This window comes from Klebsiella sp. JN_Kp122, from assembly GCF_040062085.1.
Taxonomy (GTDB): domain Bacteria; phylum Pseudomonadota; class Gammaproteobacteria; order Enterobacterales; family Enterobacteriaceae; genus Klebsiella; species Klebsiella aerogenes.
Genome location: NZ_JBEAHW010000015.1, coordinates 1 through 17,277 on the forward strand (window position 1 = coordinate 1; position 17,277 = coordinate 17,277).

Genomic DNA, 17,277 nt, shown 5'->3' on the forward strand with positions numbered 1-17,277 from the left:
GTGCGCAGCACCGCCTCCGGGGAAAGCCGCTGTCATAGCAACGTAAACGAAAGGCTCAGTCGGAAGACCGGGCCTTTTGTTTTTGTGTTTTGCGGCCAGGTACTTCGCCATCTCCCCGGTGGCGCTGCGCTTACCGGGGCTACCGCTCCTTCCCGGGGTTGAACCGCCTGCGGGAAAATCTTGCTACACCATCTCATCACCTTCATTCAAAGCCATATAAAACCCCGTCGTTGTAACCACTTCGCCATAATTCACTTTTTCACTGCTCATGTACTGACGTTAATCGCGAAAACCGGTGTTACGAAAAAAAATGTGAATACAATCACATATAAATAAATAACAATTATATAACATTTGGTTCACTAATTAATTTGTCTGAGTGACGTGTCACGCCCGATGAGACAGATTACGGTCTTTGCTGGAGCAAAATTATAATGACAGAAAGTAGCATTAACGAGCAGGGTTCCCTGGAGCAGGGCGATACCCGGCGCCGTGTATGGGCAATTGTGGGGGCATCTTCAGGGAACTTGGTGGAATGGTTTGATTTTTATGTCTACTCATTTTGCTCACTCTATTTTGCGCACATCTTCTTCCCTTCAGGAAATACCACCACTCAATTGTTACAAACGGCCGGAGTTTTTGCTGCTGGCTTCCTGATGCGCCCCATCGGCGGCTGGCTATTTGGCCGTATTGCTGACCGACGCGGACGTAAAGCCTCAATGCTTATTTCGGTATGCATGATGTGCTTCGGCTCGCTGGTGATTGCTTGTCTACCGGGATACGCCACTATCGGTACCTGGGCGCCGGCACTGCTGTTGCTGGCACGTCTGTTCCAGGGCCTGTCCGTTGGCGGGGAATATGGCACCAGCGCGACCTACATGAGTGAAGTCGCAGTAGAAGGAAAGAAAGGATTCTACGCCTCCTTCCAGTACGTTACGTTAATTGGTGGTCAACTGCTGGCGGTACTGGTCGTTGTCGCACTACAGCAAATCCTCAGTGATGAAGATTTGCATGCCTGGGGATGGCGTATTCCTTTTGCGCTGGGCGCAGTACTGGCCATCGTCGCGCTGTGGCTGCGTCGTCAGTTGGATGAAACCTCGAAGCAGGAAACCCGTGCGCTGAAAGAGGCCGGTTCCTTTAAAGGTTTGTGGCGTAATCGCCGGGCTTTTGTCATGGTACTGGGCTTTACTGCCGCCGGTTCGCTGACTTTTTACACCTTCACCACGTATATGCAAAAATATCTGGTGAATACCGCCGGCATGTCGGCCAGCACAGCCAGCATGATTATGACGGCGGCGCTTTTCGTGTATATGCTGGTACAACCGCTGTTTGGCGCATTCTCGGATAAGGTGGGGCGCCGTACTTCAATGCTGTGTTTCGGCGTGCTGGCGACGCTGTTTACCGTGCCAATCTTGAGTGCGCTGCAGAATGTTAGCTCGCCGTATGCCGCATTTGCGCTGGTGATTTGCGCGTTGCTGATCGTCAGCTTCTACACCTCCATCAGCGGGATCCTGAAGGCGGAAATGTTTCCGGCACAGGTTCGCGCGCTGGGCGTGGGCCTGTCCTATGCGGTAGCAAACGCGTTGTTCGGCGGTTCAGCTGAATACGTCGCGCTGTCGCTTAAATCTATAGGAATGGAGAATGCCTTCTACTGGTACGTGACGGTAATGGCGGCGATTGCCTTCCTGGTCTCCCTGATGCTGCATGGTAAAGGGAAGGGGTTGCGTTTGTAACCTCATTGATGCGCCAGTTGCCACACCGTATAGCCGGTGGTGGCGCCGGCGACATCCCAGGCGAAATCCTTCCAGCTCCAGCCGCTCCCTGCCGGGCGGCTGTCCCATAACTCTTTTGATGCCCCCAGACTAACGGAAAACATCAGACCGATGGCGGCGCTGCGATCGCGGCTGTACCCCTGATGCTGCGCATATTCATTGCCGGCGGCGGAGAGCATTGCCGACGCGAGAAAGTGTTGGGCCTTGTCCTGACTGCTCCAGGCATCATTGGCCATATGGCTGCAGCCGCTGAGTAGTAAAGGGGCAATAATGATGAAGTAGCGCATAATTCTTCCTGAAAAAAAGCCCCGGATTACGGGGCGTTGATCTTAGAGAATGCGGCTGATGAGGCGGTCGATGCGGATGCGCCGCAGACGGCGGATAAGCTTTTTCACCTTCACCGGATAGTCGGCGATGCTTTGTAGATCGCGATAGTGCTTCACTACCGTCGTATGTGTACGGATGAGCTGAAGCTCCTTTTCCCGCATTTCGCGCAGTTGATGCTTAGGATCGTGGATCAGCACGGCATTTTCTAAATCCAGCCGCCAGGCGCGCGGATTGAGGTTGTTGCCGGTCAGCAGCATCCATTCGTTATCAACCCACATGCCTTTCAGGTGGTAGCTATTATCGTCATCTTTCCATAAACGTACGATGAGCTGATCGGTATTCACATAATACTGCAGACGGCTCAGGAAGCGACGCAGGTTAATTTCGTACAAATAAGGTAAAGCGCCGATGATTTTAAACGGCTGATCTTCCGGGATATAGAAGTCGTTCGCGGTCTTGTCGCCGACGATGATTTCCACTTTTTTTCCGCTGCGTAGCAGAGAAATAATATTTCTGACCAGTACGGCGGGCAGGTTGAAATACGGGGTGCAGATGGTCAGCTTATGTTCCGCACACGGCATCAGGTGGAAGATAGTCTTGTTGAGCAGGCTCGATTTACCGAGCCCAACCAGCGGCGTGACTGACAGTTGATCTTCATCGGCATTGCCGGTGAAGTGATAGCCGCTTTCGCGCAGATCCTGGCGATACTGGCGAATATCATTTTTGATTTCCGGGCTTTTTGGTCGATCCGGGCGATCGAGTCGATTCACGCCGCGACCCTGTACCAGATTCTGCTCGACCCAGTCGAACATCACGTCGGCCATCTTGCCGTTGCGGATGCACTGATAGCGATCGTAGCGATATTTATCATGCTGATGCAGGTACACATCGTTCAGGCTGGCGCCGCTATAAATAACGCTGTCATCGATGATGAAGCCTTTAAAATGAAGCACGCCGAGCGCTTCCCGGGTATTGACCGGGACGCCATACACCGGGATATCAATCCCTGGGTTTTCCTGGGCCATGCGACAGTACCAATCGGCATTGGTATTGGAGGCTGCCGCGCCGATACGGCCACGCTGGGCGCGATGCCAGTCAACCAGCACGCGCACATCCAGTTCTGGACGCTGGCGTTTAGCGTCATACAGGGCTTGCAGTATTCCTTTTCCGCCATCATCTTGCTCAAGATAGAGCGCAATAATGCAAATACGCTGGGTGGCGTGGGCTATCTTTGCCAGTAGCGCCTGGCGGAAATCAGCCGGCGCGTAAAAGAACTCGATATCATCAACTGACTGAGAGAGCTTAGGGAGTTGGGCAAGGTGTTGTTGATGTTTATTACGCTTAAATTTTGACAACATCACAGTGCGTTTCTTCTCTGTTTATTGAAGGGTCTTCTGTACCATGCAGATGACGTAAGCGGGCAATAATACCATTACTACCCGCGAATGTGGTCATTAATTGCTGTCGCTTGTCACCGAATGTAACGTATTCAGCGCAAGAGACAGGCTCACTATTCCGTCTTCTAACTGGATATCCACTGCAAAACCAAGCTTTCTGGCAAGGCCTATCATGCCGCGGTTATTTGGCATGGTGATGCCATTCAAGCGCTGTAATCCATGGCTCTGCGTATAGGCGATCAGTTTTTCAAGAAGCTGTCGGCCAAGGCCTAAACCTTTCAGGTCAGAACGCACCAGCACGGCAAACTCGGCATCAATATTATCAGGATCGGAAATTGCTCTGGTCACGCCGAGGATCTCGCTTCCTTGCTCCGTGGCGCGAACCGCAACAAAGGCCATTTCACGATCGTAGTCGATCTGCGTCATATTGGCTAAGTCGTCATGGGTGAATTCGTTGATCTCGCTGAAGTAGCGGTAATAGAGATCTTCTTTGGTGACCCGCTCAATAAAGGCCAATAATAGTGGTTCATCCTCAGGCAGGATCGGCCGGAACAGGCAGCGCTCGCCGTTTTTCATTTCCACCCATTCCTCAAGTTGCTGCGGATAGGGTCTGACTGCCAGTCGGCTTTCGCTGTCGCCGCTAAATGGCGCCAGGCTGAGAGTAACGTCGAGGGCGGTAAACTCGTTGCCGGAAGCAAGCAAGGGGTGAATATCCAGCCGCTGGATCTCGGGGCAATCGACAATCAGGTTAGAGACCTGCACCAGCAGTTGGCTGAGTCCGGGAATATCCAGCGGGCGTAGCGCGCTGCGCCCGCGGATCTTTTTACTCTTGATGGCCTGGATCACCAGATAACGCGCCAGGTTCATATTCAGCGGCGGCAGGGCGACCGCGGCCTGATTTTCCGCTCGCCATTCGACGCCGCCCTCGCCAAGCATAATCAGCGGGCCGAAAAGCGGGTCATGCTCGACGACGACCCGGAGCTCCTGCGCCCCGGCACGGTTGGCCATACTCTGTACCAACAGGCCATGAATGCGCGCCTGCGGCCAGGCCATTTTTACCCGGTCGATAATCGCGTCCGCCGCCTGCTGGACTTCAGCTGGGGTACGTAAATAGAGCATGACGCCCTGAACTTCCGATTTATGCGGAATATCCGGCGAACGTAGCTTCAACGCCACCGGGTAGCCAATCTGCTCGGCGATATGTACCGCTTCGGCGCTGTCGGCGGCAATCCAGGTGGGAAGAGTATGGATGCCGTAGGCGCGCAGCAGCGGGCTGACCTCATGGGTGTCCAGCGAGGTCGCGCCTTCGCTCAGCGCGCGCTGCAACAGCGTGTGGGCCTCTGCGGTATTGGCGGTCAACGTATCGGACAATACCGGCGTTTCCCGTAGCTGTTTCTGGTTGCGACGGTATTCCACCATATGCATAAAGGCGGTAATAGTGCCTTCCGGCGTGCGATAGGTTGGGATACCGGCCTCGCTAAACAACCGTCGCGCCTCCTGGGAAGAGTACTCCCCGCACCAGTTCGTCAGCACCGTGACGTATTTCCCGCGTGGATGACGCTTAAGGGCATCAATCAACGCCAGCGCGCTTTCGGTACCCGGCGCTGCGGCGCTGGGGGAGTGGATCACCAACAGCGCATCATAATCCTGGCTGTCCAGCAACACATTCAGCGCTTTGAGATAATGCTCGCTGCTGGCGTCATCGCGCAGATCCAGAGGATTAGCAACCTCGACGCCCGTCGGTAACGCCTGCCTGAGCTGGTCGCAGGTGGCTTCACTGAGGTTGGCGAGCTTGCCGTTACGCAGCCACAGTTCGTCCAACGCCAGCGCTGCCGGCGCCGCGCCATTACTGATAATCATCAGCTTTTCGCCGCGCAATGGGCGCATATGGCTCAGGGTTTCAACGGCGGAAAAGAGCTCGTGGGTGTCCTGCACGCGCAGCAGCCCCGCCCGCTGAATAGCGGCATCCCAGGCGGGATCCATCCCTGAGTTGACATGCAGTAATTTCTGCGCCGCCGGGCTGCGGCCGCTTTTGATGACCAGAATGGGTTTATTACGCGATGCGCTACGGGCAGCGGAGACAAAACGCCGGGCATCGCTGAGATGCTCCAGATAGAGCAAAATAGCGCTGGTCTTGCTATCGCGGGCGAGAAAATCGAGCAGGTCGTCGACGTCGATATCAAGGCTATCGCCCAACGCAATAAAGTACGAGAAACCCATTTCGCGCTGCTGCGCCCAGTCCAGAATGGTGTTAGAGACGGCGGCGGATTGCGAGATAAACGCCAGCTTGCCGCGCTGGATAGGGACCGGCGAAAAGCTGGCGTTCAGACCCTGCCACGGCGCCAGCAGCCCCAGGCTGTTGGGACCGAGCAGACGCATTTGATAACGGGCGGCGCATTCGAGCAGCGCCGGGTACTGGTCTGGCTGTGAAGAGAGGATAATGCAGGTTTTACACCCTTTCCGCCCTAAGGCCTCGAGCAACTCGAGATTGCGACGGGCATTAGTACAGAGCACCGCCAGATCCGGGGTAAACGGCAGGCTGTCGATAGTCGGCCACGCCAGTACGCCAAGCACCGCTTTCCAGGCGGGCGTCACCGGCAGGACCGGGCCATTAAAACCGCCGGCCAACAAATTGCGCATCATTAAATAGCCAGCGCGCTGTGGTTTCATCGATGCGCCAATGACGGCGATCGATTTTGGCCGCAGCAGTGCTTCCAGGCCTCGTTGGCTCATTCCGGTCTCCTTTGATCCCCTGTGACCGAATGATTTTAAACGCTTTCAGCCTGTTGTGCTGTGATACTGCCCTTATGCTGCGTTTTTCCCGCCAGATAGCGGCTTCTGAACAGGCTAAAGTGATCGCCAAGCGCGGCCGCCGCCTGCGCGTCGCCGGCTAAGTCCAGCAGGGCGATGGCGACTTCCGCCGTACAGTACTGACCGTCGGCATGGGCTTCGCGCAGGTGATAGGCGGAGATGCGCGACAGGTCGACAGAAATTACCGGCAGCGCATCGAGATACGGGCTCTTGCGAAACATTTTCCGCGCTTCCGTCCAGGTGCCGTCGAGCATAATAAACAGCGGCGGCTTACCCTCCGGCGGGGCGCTCAGTACCTGGCGTTCCGCTCCGGCATAAGAGGCCGGAAAGACGACCATGGGCTGATAATCGGGATTGGCGACCAGATCGAGCAGCGCCTGCGGCGGCTCGGTACGCGACCACTGAAACGCTTCGGTGTTGGGCAGAATATCGGCGATAAGGCGCCCGGTATTGCTGGGCTTCATCGGCTCGGTGTCGAACATTACCAGGCAAAAGCGGCTGTCGGCCTGCGCTGGCGCCAGCGTTGCGCACAGACACTGTTTTAGGGGGAGCAGGCAGCGCTGGCAGCGGCGGATGCGGTTGCCGCGAGCAAGAAAAGGCCGGGTTGCGCGCGCGAGGCGTTCGGCGCGTAGCCGAAGGACAGCGTTATCAATCATGGGAGTCGCTAATGAAAAACGCTATTGTCGCAGAGGAGAAAACGGGGCACAAGCGGTGCCCCGGTGGGGTTACTGCTGGTTGGCTTCGTTCAGCCAGCTATCGAACGGCGCTTTGGGGACGGCGCCATTCAGCATGTCGACCATTTCACCATTTTTGAACATCATAATGGTTGGAATGCTGCGGATGCGGAAGCGAGCGCTCAGTTCGCGTTCGGCTTCGGTGTTCACTTTCACAAAACGCATTTCGCCGCTGCGCTCTTCAGCCACATCTTCAAAGATCGGCGCAAAGCTACGGCATGGGCCGCACCACGGGGCCCAGAAATCAATAACGACTGGCAGATCGTCCTTTAATAGTTTATCCAGCGTTGCCCCGGTCGCGTTGATGACATCGCCGTCAAAGAGATCGTGGCCGCAGCGTCCGCACTTGGCGCCATCAGCGCTACGGTCTTCGGGGATGCGGTTAAGAGCCTGACAACTGGCACAAACGGTATTCATAACTAACCTCTGGTTATGGGGTTGCAGCGCGGCACGTGGCCGATTTGTTTCTGTAATGTTACATATTATCGATGAGGCGCGAATAAAGGACAATGTCTTTTGTTCGATGGTTACAATAGACCAAGGCTTTTAAATGAAATAATGGCTAAGTGAAGATACATCGGGTAATCTTCGCGCTTCGCGCAGCGCAGGTGGAGAAAATAGATGAGCGACGAACTGAAAAATAAAAGCGGCAAGGTCAAAGTGATGTATGTCCGCAGTGATGATGATTCTGACAAACGTACCCATAACCCGCGTACCGGGAAAGGGGGAGGGCGTCCAGGAAAGTCACGTGTTGACGGCCGCAGCCGCCCTGCGCGCGATGAACGTAACAGCCGCGGCGACGATCGCAAACGCGACGATCGCAAGCGTAATGATTTTAACCGTGATGATGCGTCCCCGTGGCGCACCGTTTCCCGTGCTCCGGGCGATGATACGCCGGTAAAAGAAGATCACGGCGGCATCAGCGGTAAGAGCTTTATCGATCCGGAAGTGCTGCGCCGTCAGCGCGCGGAAGAGACCCGCGTCTACGGCGAGAACGCCTGTCAGGCGCTGTTCCAGAGCCGTCCGGAAGCCATCGTACGCGCCTGGTTTATCCAGAGCGTCACTCCGCGCTTTAAAGAGGCGCTGCGCTGGATGGCGGCCAACCGTAAGGCCTACCACGTAGTGGACGAAGCCGAACTGGCGAAGGCGTCTGGTACCGAACACCACGGCGGCGTCTGCTTCCTGATCAAAAAACGTCATGGTACTTCCGTGGCCCAGTGGGTGGCGAAAGCAGAAGCCGAAGATTGCGTACTGGCGCTGGAAGATGTTGGCAACCCGCACAACCTCGGCGCGATTATGCGTAGCTGCGCGCACTTTGGCGTGAAAGGCGTGGTAGTGCAGGATGCCGGCGTGCTGGAGTCTGGCGCGGCGATCCGTACTGCAGAAGGCGGCGCGGAACATGTTGAGCCGATCACCGGCGACAGCTTTATCGATACCCTGACGCAGTTCCGTCAGGCTGGCTACGCCATCGTCTCGACCTCCAGCCATAACGGTACGCCGCTGTTTAAGGCCGAGCTGCCGAAGAAAATGGTGCTGGTATTAGGCCAGGAGCGCGACGGTCTGTCCGATGCGGCGATCTCCAGCTCTGACCTCAACGTCGCCATCGATGGCACCGGCAACGTCGAAAGCCTTAACGTCTCCGTGGCGACCGGCGTGCTGCTGGCGGAATGGTGGCGTCAGAATAAGGCCTGATAACGGTCTCTGAATGCAAAAAGCCAGCTGATGCTGGCTTTTTTATTGCCGTCGCTCACTCGCTTTCAGCGGGCAGCACCGGCATCCAGTCAATGGGCGCCTCGCCGCGTTCGGCCAGCCACTGGTTGGTTTGCACAAAGTGGTTGCAGCCGAAGAAACCGCGGTGCGCCGACAGCGGCGACGGGTGCGGCGCTTTCAGGACGCAATGGCGCTGGCGATCGATAATGGCGCCTTTTTTCTGCGCGTGCGCCCCCCACAGCAGAAATACCACTCCTTCACAATGCTGGTTAATCAGCGCTATCACTTTATCGGTAAAGGTTTCCCAGCCGAGACTGGCGTGTGAATGCGCCTGACCGGCGCGCACCGTTAACACGGTATTAAGCAGGAGCACGCCCTGGCGCGCCCAGCTTTCCAGATAACCATGCGCCGGGCGCTGAAAGCCGGGGATGGTGCCTTCCAGCTCTTTATACATGTTCAGCAGCGACGGCGGTATCTGCACTCCCGGTAAAACAGAAAAGGCCAGACCGTGCGCCTGTCCCGGGCCGTGATAGGGATCCTGACCTAAGATGACCACTTTGACCTCGCCCAGTTCGGTATAGCGAAAGGCGTTAAAGACGTCTTTCTGCGGCGGATAGATAGTCATGCCGGACTGGCGCTCTTCGGCGACGGTCTTGAGGGTGTTGAGAAAATAGGGCTGCTGCTTCTCTTCCGCCAGCACGTCGTGCCAGGTTAATGGGGTGGTCATCTCGCTCTCCTGCAAAGTGTCATGCCCATAGCTTAACTGCTTCTTTCTGCATAACAAAATCGCGACGTCATTCCTGACTGGTTTCGCATAAAAAAAATTGAAAATTTACAAATTTTTTTATGGTGGCTACTGGCGTAACTTGATGTAAAACAATACTATCCTCATATACCCACTTTGAGTGAGTGGTTTTTGTTGATTTAAGTCAATGAATGCCGGGTGTGTGGCTGATATATATACACTCATACAACAATGGTTTTACCAATTGGCCGCAAAGAGGCCAAAATCGAATAAACACTGCCTGGGAGGCATCAAATGATTACTGGTATCCAAATTACTAAAGCGGCAAACGACGACCTGCTGAACTCTTTCTGGCTGCTGGATAGCGAAAAAGGCGAAGCGCGCTGCCTGTGTGCCAAAGGTGGTTTTGCGGAAGATGACGTAGTTGCGGTGAGCAAACTGGGTGAAATCGAATACCGTGAAATCCCGGTAGACGTGAAACCGGAAGTCCGCGTGGAAGGCGGTCAGCACCTGAACGTGAACGTGCTGCGTCGCGAAACTCTGCTGGATGCCGTTGAGCACCCGGAAAAATACCCGCAGCTGACCATTCGTGTTTCCGGCTACGCGGTGCGTTTTAACTCTCTGACTCCGGAACAGCAGCGCGACGTTATCGCTCGTACCTTTACCGAAAGCCTGTAAGGCTGAAGCCAGATGTGAAAACGCCGGGATATCCCGGCGTTTTTTTTACTCTTCGTTGGACGTTGACGGCGTCACGGCAGAGCTTGGCTTACGGCGCTTACCGATGTTTTTGGTATCGCGGTGGCGTTTCTTCACCCGCGGCTTCTCTTTTTCTTTCTCTTTTTTCTCGGCGCGTTTCGCCAGCACTTTCTTCGATGGTTTACCGGTTAACTTCTCGCTCGGCGCGCGGGTTTTCGGGCGCAATTCATCAATCACGCGAGCTTTCAGCGGTTCTTCAACGTAGCGGCCGATTTTGCCCAGCAGCAGGTGATCGTGCGCTTCAACCAGCGAAATAGCGGTGCCTTTCTTACCTGCACGGCCGGTACGGCCAATACGGTGCAGATAGATATCGGCTGTGCGCGGCATATCGAAGTTAAACACGTGGCTGACATCCGGAATATCAATACCGCGCGCGGCGACGTCGGTGGCAATCAGCACGTTCACGCGACCATCGGTCAGGCGTTTAATCGCTTCGTTACGTTTGATCTGCACCATTTCGCCTTCCAGCCAGCAGGTGGTAATGCCTGCTTCGTGCAGCTTAGCGGCCAGCTCGTGAACGCGCTCGCGTTTACGCACGAACACGATAGAGCGGGTTGCTTCCGGCTGCTTCAGCAGATTAACCAGCAGCGCGGTTTTATGATCGATATCATCGGCGCGATAGTACCACTGGTGAATTTTTTTACGTTCGCGGGTCGACGGATTCGCGGAAACTTCCACCGGGTCTTCCAGCAGGCGTTCGGCAAAGTCTTTAATCGCATCGCCTTCCAGCGTGGCGGAAAACAGCATGGTCTGCTTGCGCCAGCGGGTTTCACCGGCGATGGTTTCGATATCCTGGGCAAAGCCCATGTCCAGCATGCGGTCCGCTTCATCAAGGATCAGCGTTTCTACCGCGCGGCAGTCGAAGTTTTCTTCTTTAATATACTGCAGCAGGCGACCGGTGGTGGCGACCACGATATCCTGGTTTTCGCTGAACACTTCCGCGTGGTTCATGTACGCAACGCCGCCGGTAATGGTGGCAATATCCAGATGGGTATGCTTCGCCAGTTCGCGGGCGTGATCGGCAACCTGCATCGCCAGCTCGCGGGTCGGCGTCAGGATAAGGATCCGCGGCGGCCCCGATTTCTTGCGCGGAAAATCAAGCAGATGCTGCAACGCTGGCAGCAAATATGCCGCAGTTTTACCGGTGCCTGTCGGCGCAGAACCGAGAATATCACGGCCATCAAGCGCAGGCGGAATAGCGGCGGCCTGAATGGCTGTCGGGCGTGTGAAACCTTTATCCTGGAGCGCTTCCAGCAGGTTTTCGTCGAGTTCAAGTTCGGAAAAAGTCGTTACAGTCATGTTCTACCTCTGAGTGGGCCGCCGATTATAGACGTTACTGACGTAATGTTCATCTGTTTGTAAGGCTATCTGTTCTCCGGTATTGTGCATAGCCTTAAGCACAGGAGTTTTCGTCAGCAAGGTTTTGAGGATGTCTCAGTCGAAGTTTGCGCTGCCGCGCAATGGTTTTACCTTTAAACAATTTTTCGTCGCCCACGATCGCTGCGCCATGAAAGTCGGTACCGACGGTATTCTGCTGGGCGCCTGGGCGCCGATTGCTCAGGTGAAGCACGTGCTGGATATCGGAACCGGCAGCGGTTTGTTGGCATTAATGTTAGCCCAGCGTACCGCGAATTCAGTCCAACTGGATGCGGTGGAGTTGGATGAAGAGGCCGCGACGCAGGCGCGGGATAACGTGGCGGCCAGCAACTGGCCTGGACGCATCGCCGTATACCAGGCGCCGATTCAGCAGTGGCAGCCGCAGCCGCCGCGGCGCTATGAGCTCATCGTCAGCAATCCGCCGTTTTTTGCCGAAGGCGTACCTTGCGCGACGTCGCAGCGCGAACAAGCGCGTTATACCACCTCGCTCGATCATACGACGCTGCTCACCTGCGCCGCGGATCTGATTACCGAGGAGGGCTTTTTCTGCGTGGTGCTGCCGGTGGATATTGGTAATGCGTTTGTCGAACGGGCGAAAGCGATGGGGTGGCATTTGCGCTTACGCACCGACGTGGCGGAAACAGAAATGCGCCCGCCGCATCGGGTCCTGCTGGCATTCTCTCCCAGCGCCGGCGAGTGTTTCAGCGATCGGCTGGTGGTTCGTGGGCCAGAGCAGCAGTACTCTGAAGGCTTTACCGCGCTGACCCGCGACTTCTATCTCTTTATGTGAGCAAGCGGCGAGAGCACCGACGGGCCGCTGTTTTCCAGTGTGTCCGGGTAGTCGAGCGTGTAGTGCAGGCCGCGGCTCTCCTTACGCTGCATGGCGCAACGCACGATAAGCTCGGCCACCTGCACCAGATTGCGCAGCTCCAGTAAGTTATTGGAGACGCGAAAACGCGCGTAATACTCATCCAGCTCCTGCTGCAGCATAGTAATGCGCCGCAGCGCACGTTCCAGCCGGCGGGTGGTACGCACAATTCCGACATAGTCCCACATTAGCAGGCGCAGTTCGTGCCAGTTATGTTGAATCACCACCAGTTCATCCGGGATCTCAACCTGGCTTTCATCCCATGGCGGCAGCTGTTCCGCCGCTTGCGCCAGCGGCAGGCGTTTCGCTATGTCCTCGGCTGCCGACCAGCCGTACACCAGACACTCCAACAATGAGTTCGAGGCCATGCGGTTGGCGCCGTGCAGCCCGGTGTAGCTTACCTCGCCGATGGCGTACAGACCGTCGACGTCGGTACGTCCGTTATCATCCACCATCACGCCGCCGCAGGTGTAGTGGGCGGCGGGCACGATAGGCACCGGCTCTTTGGTTAAATCAATACCAAGTCCGAGTAGCTTTTCATAAATCATCGGAAAATGCTGGCGAATAAACGCTTCGGGCTTATGGCTAATATCCAGATACATGCAGTCGACGCCGAGGCGCTTCATCTCATGGTCGATGGCGCGGGCGACGATATCGCGCGGGGCCAGTTCGCCGCGTTCGTCGAAGTCCGGCATAAAGCGGCTACCGTCAGGCCGTTTCAACAGCGCGCCTTCGCCGCGCAGGGCTTCCGTTAAGAGGAAGTTTCTCGCCTGTGGATGAAACAGCGCGGTAGGGTGGAACTGGTTAAATTCGAGATTGGCCACACGGCATCCCGCGTGCCAGGCCATGGCGATGCCGTCGCCGGAGGAGACATCAGGATTGGTGGTGTATTGATAAACTTTAGCTGCGCCGCCGGTCGCCAGCACCACGGCTCTTGCGCTGCAGGTTTCTACCTTTTCCTTATTATTACGGTTCCAGATCCACGCGCCGACTACCCGCCGGGTACCCGGCAGGCCAATCTTATCGGAGATAATCAGGTCAACCGCGTTGCTACGTTCCAGAATGGTGATATTCGGATGCGCCAGCGCTTTGCCAACCAGCGTCGTCTCAACCTCTTTGCCGGTGGCATCGGCGGCATGCAGGATCCGCCGATGACTATGGCCACCTTCGCGGGTCAGGTGATAGCTCTCTTCACCGTTGGCCTGCACCTGGGTATCAAATAGTACCCCCTGATCGATAAGCCACTGTACGCAGGGTTTGGCGTTGCTGGCGACAAAGGCGACGGCATGACGGTCACAAAGTCCGGCCCCGGCGATGAGCGTATCTTCGACGTGGGATTCGATGCTGTCGGTTTCATCGAAAACGGCGGCAATTCCACCCTGGGCGTAGAACGTCGAGCCTTCGCTAACCGGCCCTTTGCTCAGGACGGTAACCGAGTGGCGTTCCGCCAGGCGCAGCGCCAGAGACAATCCGGCAGCGCCGCTGCCGATAATCAACACATCACAGGAAAAGTCAGGAGTCGTCTTCATAGCTTCTGTTTAATTTACTAAACACAATAGCCTCACCATAGCACCTGGTGGGGCTAAATCGTACAATTATTTTCGTGAATGGTTGTGCGGGCTAAACAAGGGTGGCAGAAAAGCAAATATGTAAACGAAAGAAAATATTTGCGAAGCAAGCCGTTACCTTCAGATTTTATAGTGAAAAATAAGTTGTGTTACGTTACCCTTCAGGCGGGCCTTGCGCTTTTTCTTCATTAGCTTACCTGGCGTTGAACAACGGGACTTATAATGAGAGATAACAATCAGTCCACCGTTGTCAGACAAAAATCAAAAGCGTAACGGAACTTTATTGTGTTCAGACACTCCAAACGACTGCTTGCTCATAATGCAGTGCTTGGGTGGTGTTCTGAATACGCATGGGAATTGGGTTTGGGGAGACATTACCTCGGATGAGCGAGCAGTTAACGGATCAGGTCCTCGTTGAACGGGTCCAGAAAGGAGATCAGAAAGCTTTTAACCTACTGGTAGTGCGCTATCAGCACAAGGTTGCAAGTCTGGTCTCCCGCTATGTACCGCCGGGCGATATTGCTGACGTTGTTCAGGAGTCGTTCGTGAAGGCGTGGCGTGCGCTGGATTCTTTCCGGGGGGATAGCGCTTTTTATACCTGGTTGTATCGTATCGCCGTAAACACGGCAAAGAATTATCTGGTTGCTCAGGGACGCCGTCCGCCATCAAGCGATGTTGACGCCAACGAGGCGGAAAACTTCGAAAGCGGCGGGGCATTGAAAGAAATTTCGAACCCTGAGAACTTAATGTTGTCAGAAGAGCTGAGACAAATAGTTTTTCGTACCATTGAATCGCTTCCCGAAGATTTACGCATGGCAATTACGTTGCGGGAGCTGGATGGCCTGAGCTATGAAGAAATAGCCGCCATCATGGATTGTCCGGTTGGCACGGTACGTTCGCGTATCTTCCGGGCACGTGAAGCTATTGATAATAAAGTTCAACCGCTAATCAGGCGTTGACGATAGCGGAATACTGGAAAAGGGTATCAGGCATGCAGAAAGAAAAACTTTCGGCCTTAATGGATGGTGAAACGCTGGATAACGAGCTGCTCAATGAGCTGAGTCGTTCTTCTGAAATGCAAAAAACCTGGGAGAGCTACCATCTCATCCGCGACACGCTGCGAGGCGATACCGCCGAGATGCTCCAATTCGATATCTCAGCTCGCGTGATGGCCGCCATCGAGAACGAACCTGCTCGTCAGGTTGCGCCGCTTATTCCTGAGTCTCAACCTGCTCCACACCAGTGGCGTCAAATGCCTTTCTGGCAGAAAGTACGCCCGTGGGCCAGCTCGCTTACCCAAATGGGTGTGGCAGCGTGCGTTTCTCTGGCTGTGATCGTCGGCGTCCAGCAGTATAACGGACACTCCGATGCCTCCCAGCAGCCGGAAGCGCCAGTCTTCAACACTATGCCGATGATGGGCAAAGCCAGCCCGGTTAGCCTGGGCGTTCCGGCTGATGCCTCCGCCGGCAGCGGTCAGCAGGCGCAGGTTCAGGAGCAACGTCGTCGTATTAATGCTATGCTGCAGGACTATGAATTGCAGCGTCGCCTGCACGCTGAGCAGCTTCAGTTTGGCCAGGCCCAGACTCAGCAAGCCGCTGTTCAGGTGCCGGGTTATCAAACTTTAGGAACGCAATCGCAGTAATGAAGCAACTTTGGTGTGCCATGTCGCTCATGGCGGGCAGCCTGTTCTTCTCCACCAACGCCTCGGCTGATACATCGTCCGGGGCGTTGTTGCAGCAGATGAACCTGGCTAGCCAGTCCCTCAATTACGAGCTGTCTTTTGTCAGTATCAACAAACAGGGCGTTGAGTCGCTGCGCTATCGTCACGTGCGGTTGAACAACCAGCCCCTTGCTCAGTTGCTGCAGCTCGACGGTCCGCGTCGGGAAGTGGTGCTGCGCGGTACTGAAATCAGCTATTTTGAACCCGGTCTCGATCCCTTCACTCTGAACGGCGACTATATCGTCGATTCCTTGCCGTCTCTGGTGTATACCGATTTCAAAAAGCTGGCCTCGTATTATGATTTCATCTCCGTTGGCCGTACGCGTATCGCCGATCGCCTGTGCGATGTGGTGCGCGTAGTAGCCCGCGACGGTACGCGCTACAGCTACATTGCGTGGCTGGATGCCGAGACCAAGCTGCCGCTGCGCGTCGACCTGCTCGACCGCGACGGTGAAACCCTGGAGCAGTTCCGGGTGGTCTCATTCAATATCGGTGATAACGTAAGCTCGAGTATGGAAGCGCTGTCGAAAGCCAGCCTGCCGCCGCAGCTGTCGGTCCCGGAAAGCGGCAATAAAGCCAACTTTAACTGGGAGCCGACCTGGCTGCCGCAGGGCGTGACGGAAGTTTCCAGCAGTCAGCGTCGTTTACCGACCTTCGATGGCCCTGTCGAGTCGCGTCTCTATTCCGATGGTCTGTTCAGCTTCTCCGTCAACGTTAACCGCGCGACGGTAAACAGTAGCGATCAGCTGCTGCGCACCGGCCGCCGTACCGTCAGTACCTCGGTGCGCGATAACGCCGAAATCTCAGTGGTGGGAGAGTTACCGCCGCAGACGGCAAAACGTATCTCCGACAGTATTAAGTTCAGGGCCGCGCAATGATCAAAGAGTGGGCGACTGTTGTCTCCTGGCACAACGGCGTGGCGCAGGTTCACTGCGATGTTAAAGCCTCTTGCAGCAGCTGTGCCTCGCGCGCCGGGTGCGGTAGCCGGGTGCTCAATAAACTGGGGCCGCAAACCAGCCATACCATTAGCGTCCCCTGTGAGCAGCCGCTGACGGCCGGGCAAAAAGTGGAGCTGGGCATTGCTGAAAGCAGCCTGCTGGGTTCGGCGCTGCTGGTCTACATGGCGCCGCTGTTCGGGCTGTTTGTGATGGCATCTATTTTTCAGGTGTTGTTTGCCAGCGATATCGCTTCGTTGTGCGGCGCGCTGTTGGGCGGTGTCGGCGGGTTCCTGGTGGCGCGTGGGCTGTCGCCGAAGCTGGCTGCTCGCCAGTCGTGGCAGCCGGTGATTTTAAGCGTTGGTTTACCGCCGGATCTGCTGCGCGTCGATACGCCTTCCTCTGAAATGGGGCAGTGATTTCACTGTCCCTCATCTTTATTTACGCTTCCTGATACAACGCCACAATTCTGCCGTTATGCTGGATCTAACAGCATTTCCTGGTTTCGCGGATGTAGTGTAGAATGCGGCGTTTTCGGATTAAAAAACGTCAGGCAC

At 55.7% G+C, this 17,277-nt stretch carries 16 protein-coding genes; 8 read left to right on the plus strand and 8 right to left on the minus strand.

Going from position 1 to position 17,277, the window contains the following annotated elements; genetic code table 11:
* Positions 1-434: 434 nt before the first annotated feature.
* Positions 435-1,733, plus strand: a complete 1,299-nt coding sequence (locus ABLU78_RS04105; RefSeq protein WP_032708912.1) for an MFS transporter — start codon at positions 435-437, stop codon at positions 1,731-1,733.
* Positions 1,734-1,735: 2 nt separating this feature from the next.
* On the opposite strand, the gene ABLU78_RS04110 is transcribed toward ABLU78_RS04105, so the two are convergent.
* From ABLU78_RS04110 to trxC, 5 genes are all read right to left on the minus strand, one after another.
* Positions 1,736-2,059 carry a YfiM family lipoprotein gene (locus ABLU78_RS04110; protein WP_048229258.1) on the minus strand — a complete coding sequence of 108 codons (324 nt, stop codon included), beginning with the start codon at positions 2,057-2,059 and terminating at the stop codon, positions 1,736-1,738.
* Positions 2,060-2,101: 42 nt separating this feature from the next.
* The gene (gene pssA / locus ABLU78_RS04115; protein ID WP_015370274.1) at positions 2,102-3,457 is read right to left on the minus strand and encodes a CDP-diacylglycerol--serine O-phosphatidyltransferase; all 1,356 of its coding nucleotides are present in this window, start codon (positions 3,455-3,457) and stop codon (positions 2,102-2,104) included.
* 96 nt (positions 3,458-3,553) lie between these two features.
* The gene (gene pat, locus ABLU78_RS04120) at positions 3,554-6,229 is read right to left on the minus strand and encodes a protein lysine acetyltransferase (RefSeq protein WP_045367493.1); all 2,676 of its coding nucleotides are present in this window, start codon (positions 6,227-6,229) and stop codon (positions 3,554-3,556) included.
* 35 nt (positions 6,230-6,264) lie between these two features.
* Complete coding sequence (tapT, locus tag ABLU78_RS04125; protein WP_015703189.1) at positions 6,265-6,963, minus strand: tRNA-uridine aminocarboxypropyltransferase; 699 nt, start codon at positions 6,961-6,963, stop codon at positions 6,265-6,267.
* Positions 6,964-7,032: 69 nt separating this feature from the next.
* A complete protein-coding gene (gene trxC, locus ABLU78_RS04130; RefSeq protein ID WP_015370277.1) occupies positions 7,033-7,458 on the minus strand; it encodes a thioredoxin TrxC in 426 nt (141 codons plus the stop codon).
* A 204-nt stretch (positions 7,459-7,662) separates the two neighbouring features.
* Between trxC and ABLU78_RS04135 the strand changes: the two genes are divergently transcribed.
* Positions 7,663-8,733: a tRNA/rRNA methyltransferase gene (locus ABLU78_RS04135; RefSeq protein ID WP_048229256.1), complete on the plus strand. Its 1,071-nt coding sequence runs from the start codon at positions 7,663-7,665 to the stop codon at positions 8,731-8,733.
* A gap of 55 nt (positions 8,734-8,788) precedes the next feature.
* Here ABLU78_RS04135 and ung read toward each other — a convergent pair whose 3' ends face one another.
* Positions 8,789-9,478: a uracil-DNA glycosylase gene (ung, locus tag ABLU78_RS04140; RefSeq protein WP_020078167.1), complete on the minus strand. Its 690-nt coding sequence runs from the start codon at positions 9,476-9,478 to the stop codon at positions 8,789-8,791.
* A 312-nt stretch (positions 9,479-9,790) separates the two neighbouring features.
* Between ung and grcA the strand changes: the two genes are divergently transcribed.
* A complete protein-coding gene (grcA, locus tag ABLU78_RS04145; protein WP_002914084.1) occupies positions 9,791-10,174 on the plus strand; it encodes an autonomous glycyl radical cofactor GrcA in 384 nt (127 codons plus the stop codon).
* 45 nt (positions 10,175-10,219) lie between these two features.
* On the opposite strand, the gene srmB is transcribed toward grcA, so the two are convergent.
* Positions 10,220-11,551: an ATP-dependent RNA helicase SrmB gene (srmB, locus tag ABLU78_RS04150; RefSeq protein WP_048229254.1), complete on the minus strand. Its 1,332-nt coding sequence runs from the start codon at positions 11,549-11,551 to the stop codon at positions 10,220-10,222.
* 130 nt (positions 11,552-11,681) lie between these two features.
* On the opposite strand from srmB, the gene ABLU78_RS04155 reads away from it, so the two are divergent.
* On the plus strand, positions 11,682-12,419 hold the full coding sequence (locus ABLU78_RS04155) for a tRNA1(Val) (adenine(37)-N6)-methyltransferase (RefSeq protein ID WP_015370282.1): 738 nt from the start codon (positions 11,682-11,684) through the stop codon (positions 12,417-12,419).
* On the opposite strand, the gene nadB is transcribed toward ABLU78_RS04155, so the two are convergent.
* Positions 12,404-14,026: an L-aspartate oxidase gene (gene nadB / locus ABLU78_RS04160; RefSeq protein WP_348820163.1), complete on the minus strand. Its 1,623-nt coding sequence runs from the start codon at positions 14,024-14,026 to the stop codon at positions 12,404-12,406. The genes ABLU78_RS04155 and nadB overlap by 16 nt on opposite strands.
* A 422-nt stretch (positions 14,027-14,448) precedes the next feature.
* Here nadB and rpoE point away from each other — a divergent pair, with 422 nt between their 5' ends.
* The 4 genes from rpoE to rseC are packed head-to-tail and all read left to right on the plus strand — an operon-like array spanning position 14,449 to position 17,139.
* Positions 14,449-15,024: an RNA polymerase sigma factor RpoE gene (rpoE, locus tag ABLU78_RS04165; RefSeq protein WP_002914074.1), complete on the plus strand. Its 576-nt coding sequence runs from the start codon at positions 14,449-14,451 to the stop codon at positions 15,022-15,024.
* 32 nt (positions 15,025-15,056) lie between these two features.
* On the plus strand, positions 15,057-15,707 hold the full coding sequence (rseA, locus tag ABLU78_RS04170) for an anti-sigma-E factor RseA (RefSeq protein ID WP_015370285.1): 651 nt from the start codon (positions 15,057-15,059) through the stop codon (positions 15,705-15,707).
* Positions 15,707-16,663 (plus strand): sigma-E factor regulatory protein RseB, encoded by a 957-nt coding sequence (rseB, locus tag ABLU78_RS04175; RefSeq protein ID WP_048229251.1) that lies wholly within the window; start codon positions 15,707-15,709, stop codon positions 16,661-16,663. Before rseA ends, rseB begins: the two co-directional genes overlap by 1 nt.
* Positions 16,660-17,139, plus strand: coding sequence for a SoxR-reducing system protein RseC (gene rseC, locus ABLU78_RS04180; protein WP_042893105.1), 480 nt, complete (start codon positions 16,660-16,662; stop codon positions 17,137-17,139). Before rseB ends, rseC begins: the two co-directional genes overlap by 4 nt.
* The last annotated feature ends 138 nt before the right edge of the window (positions 17,140-17,277 follow it).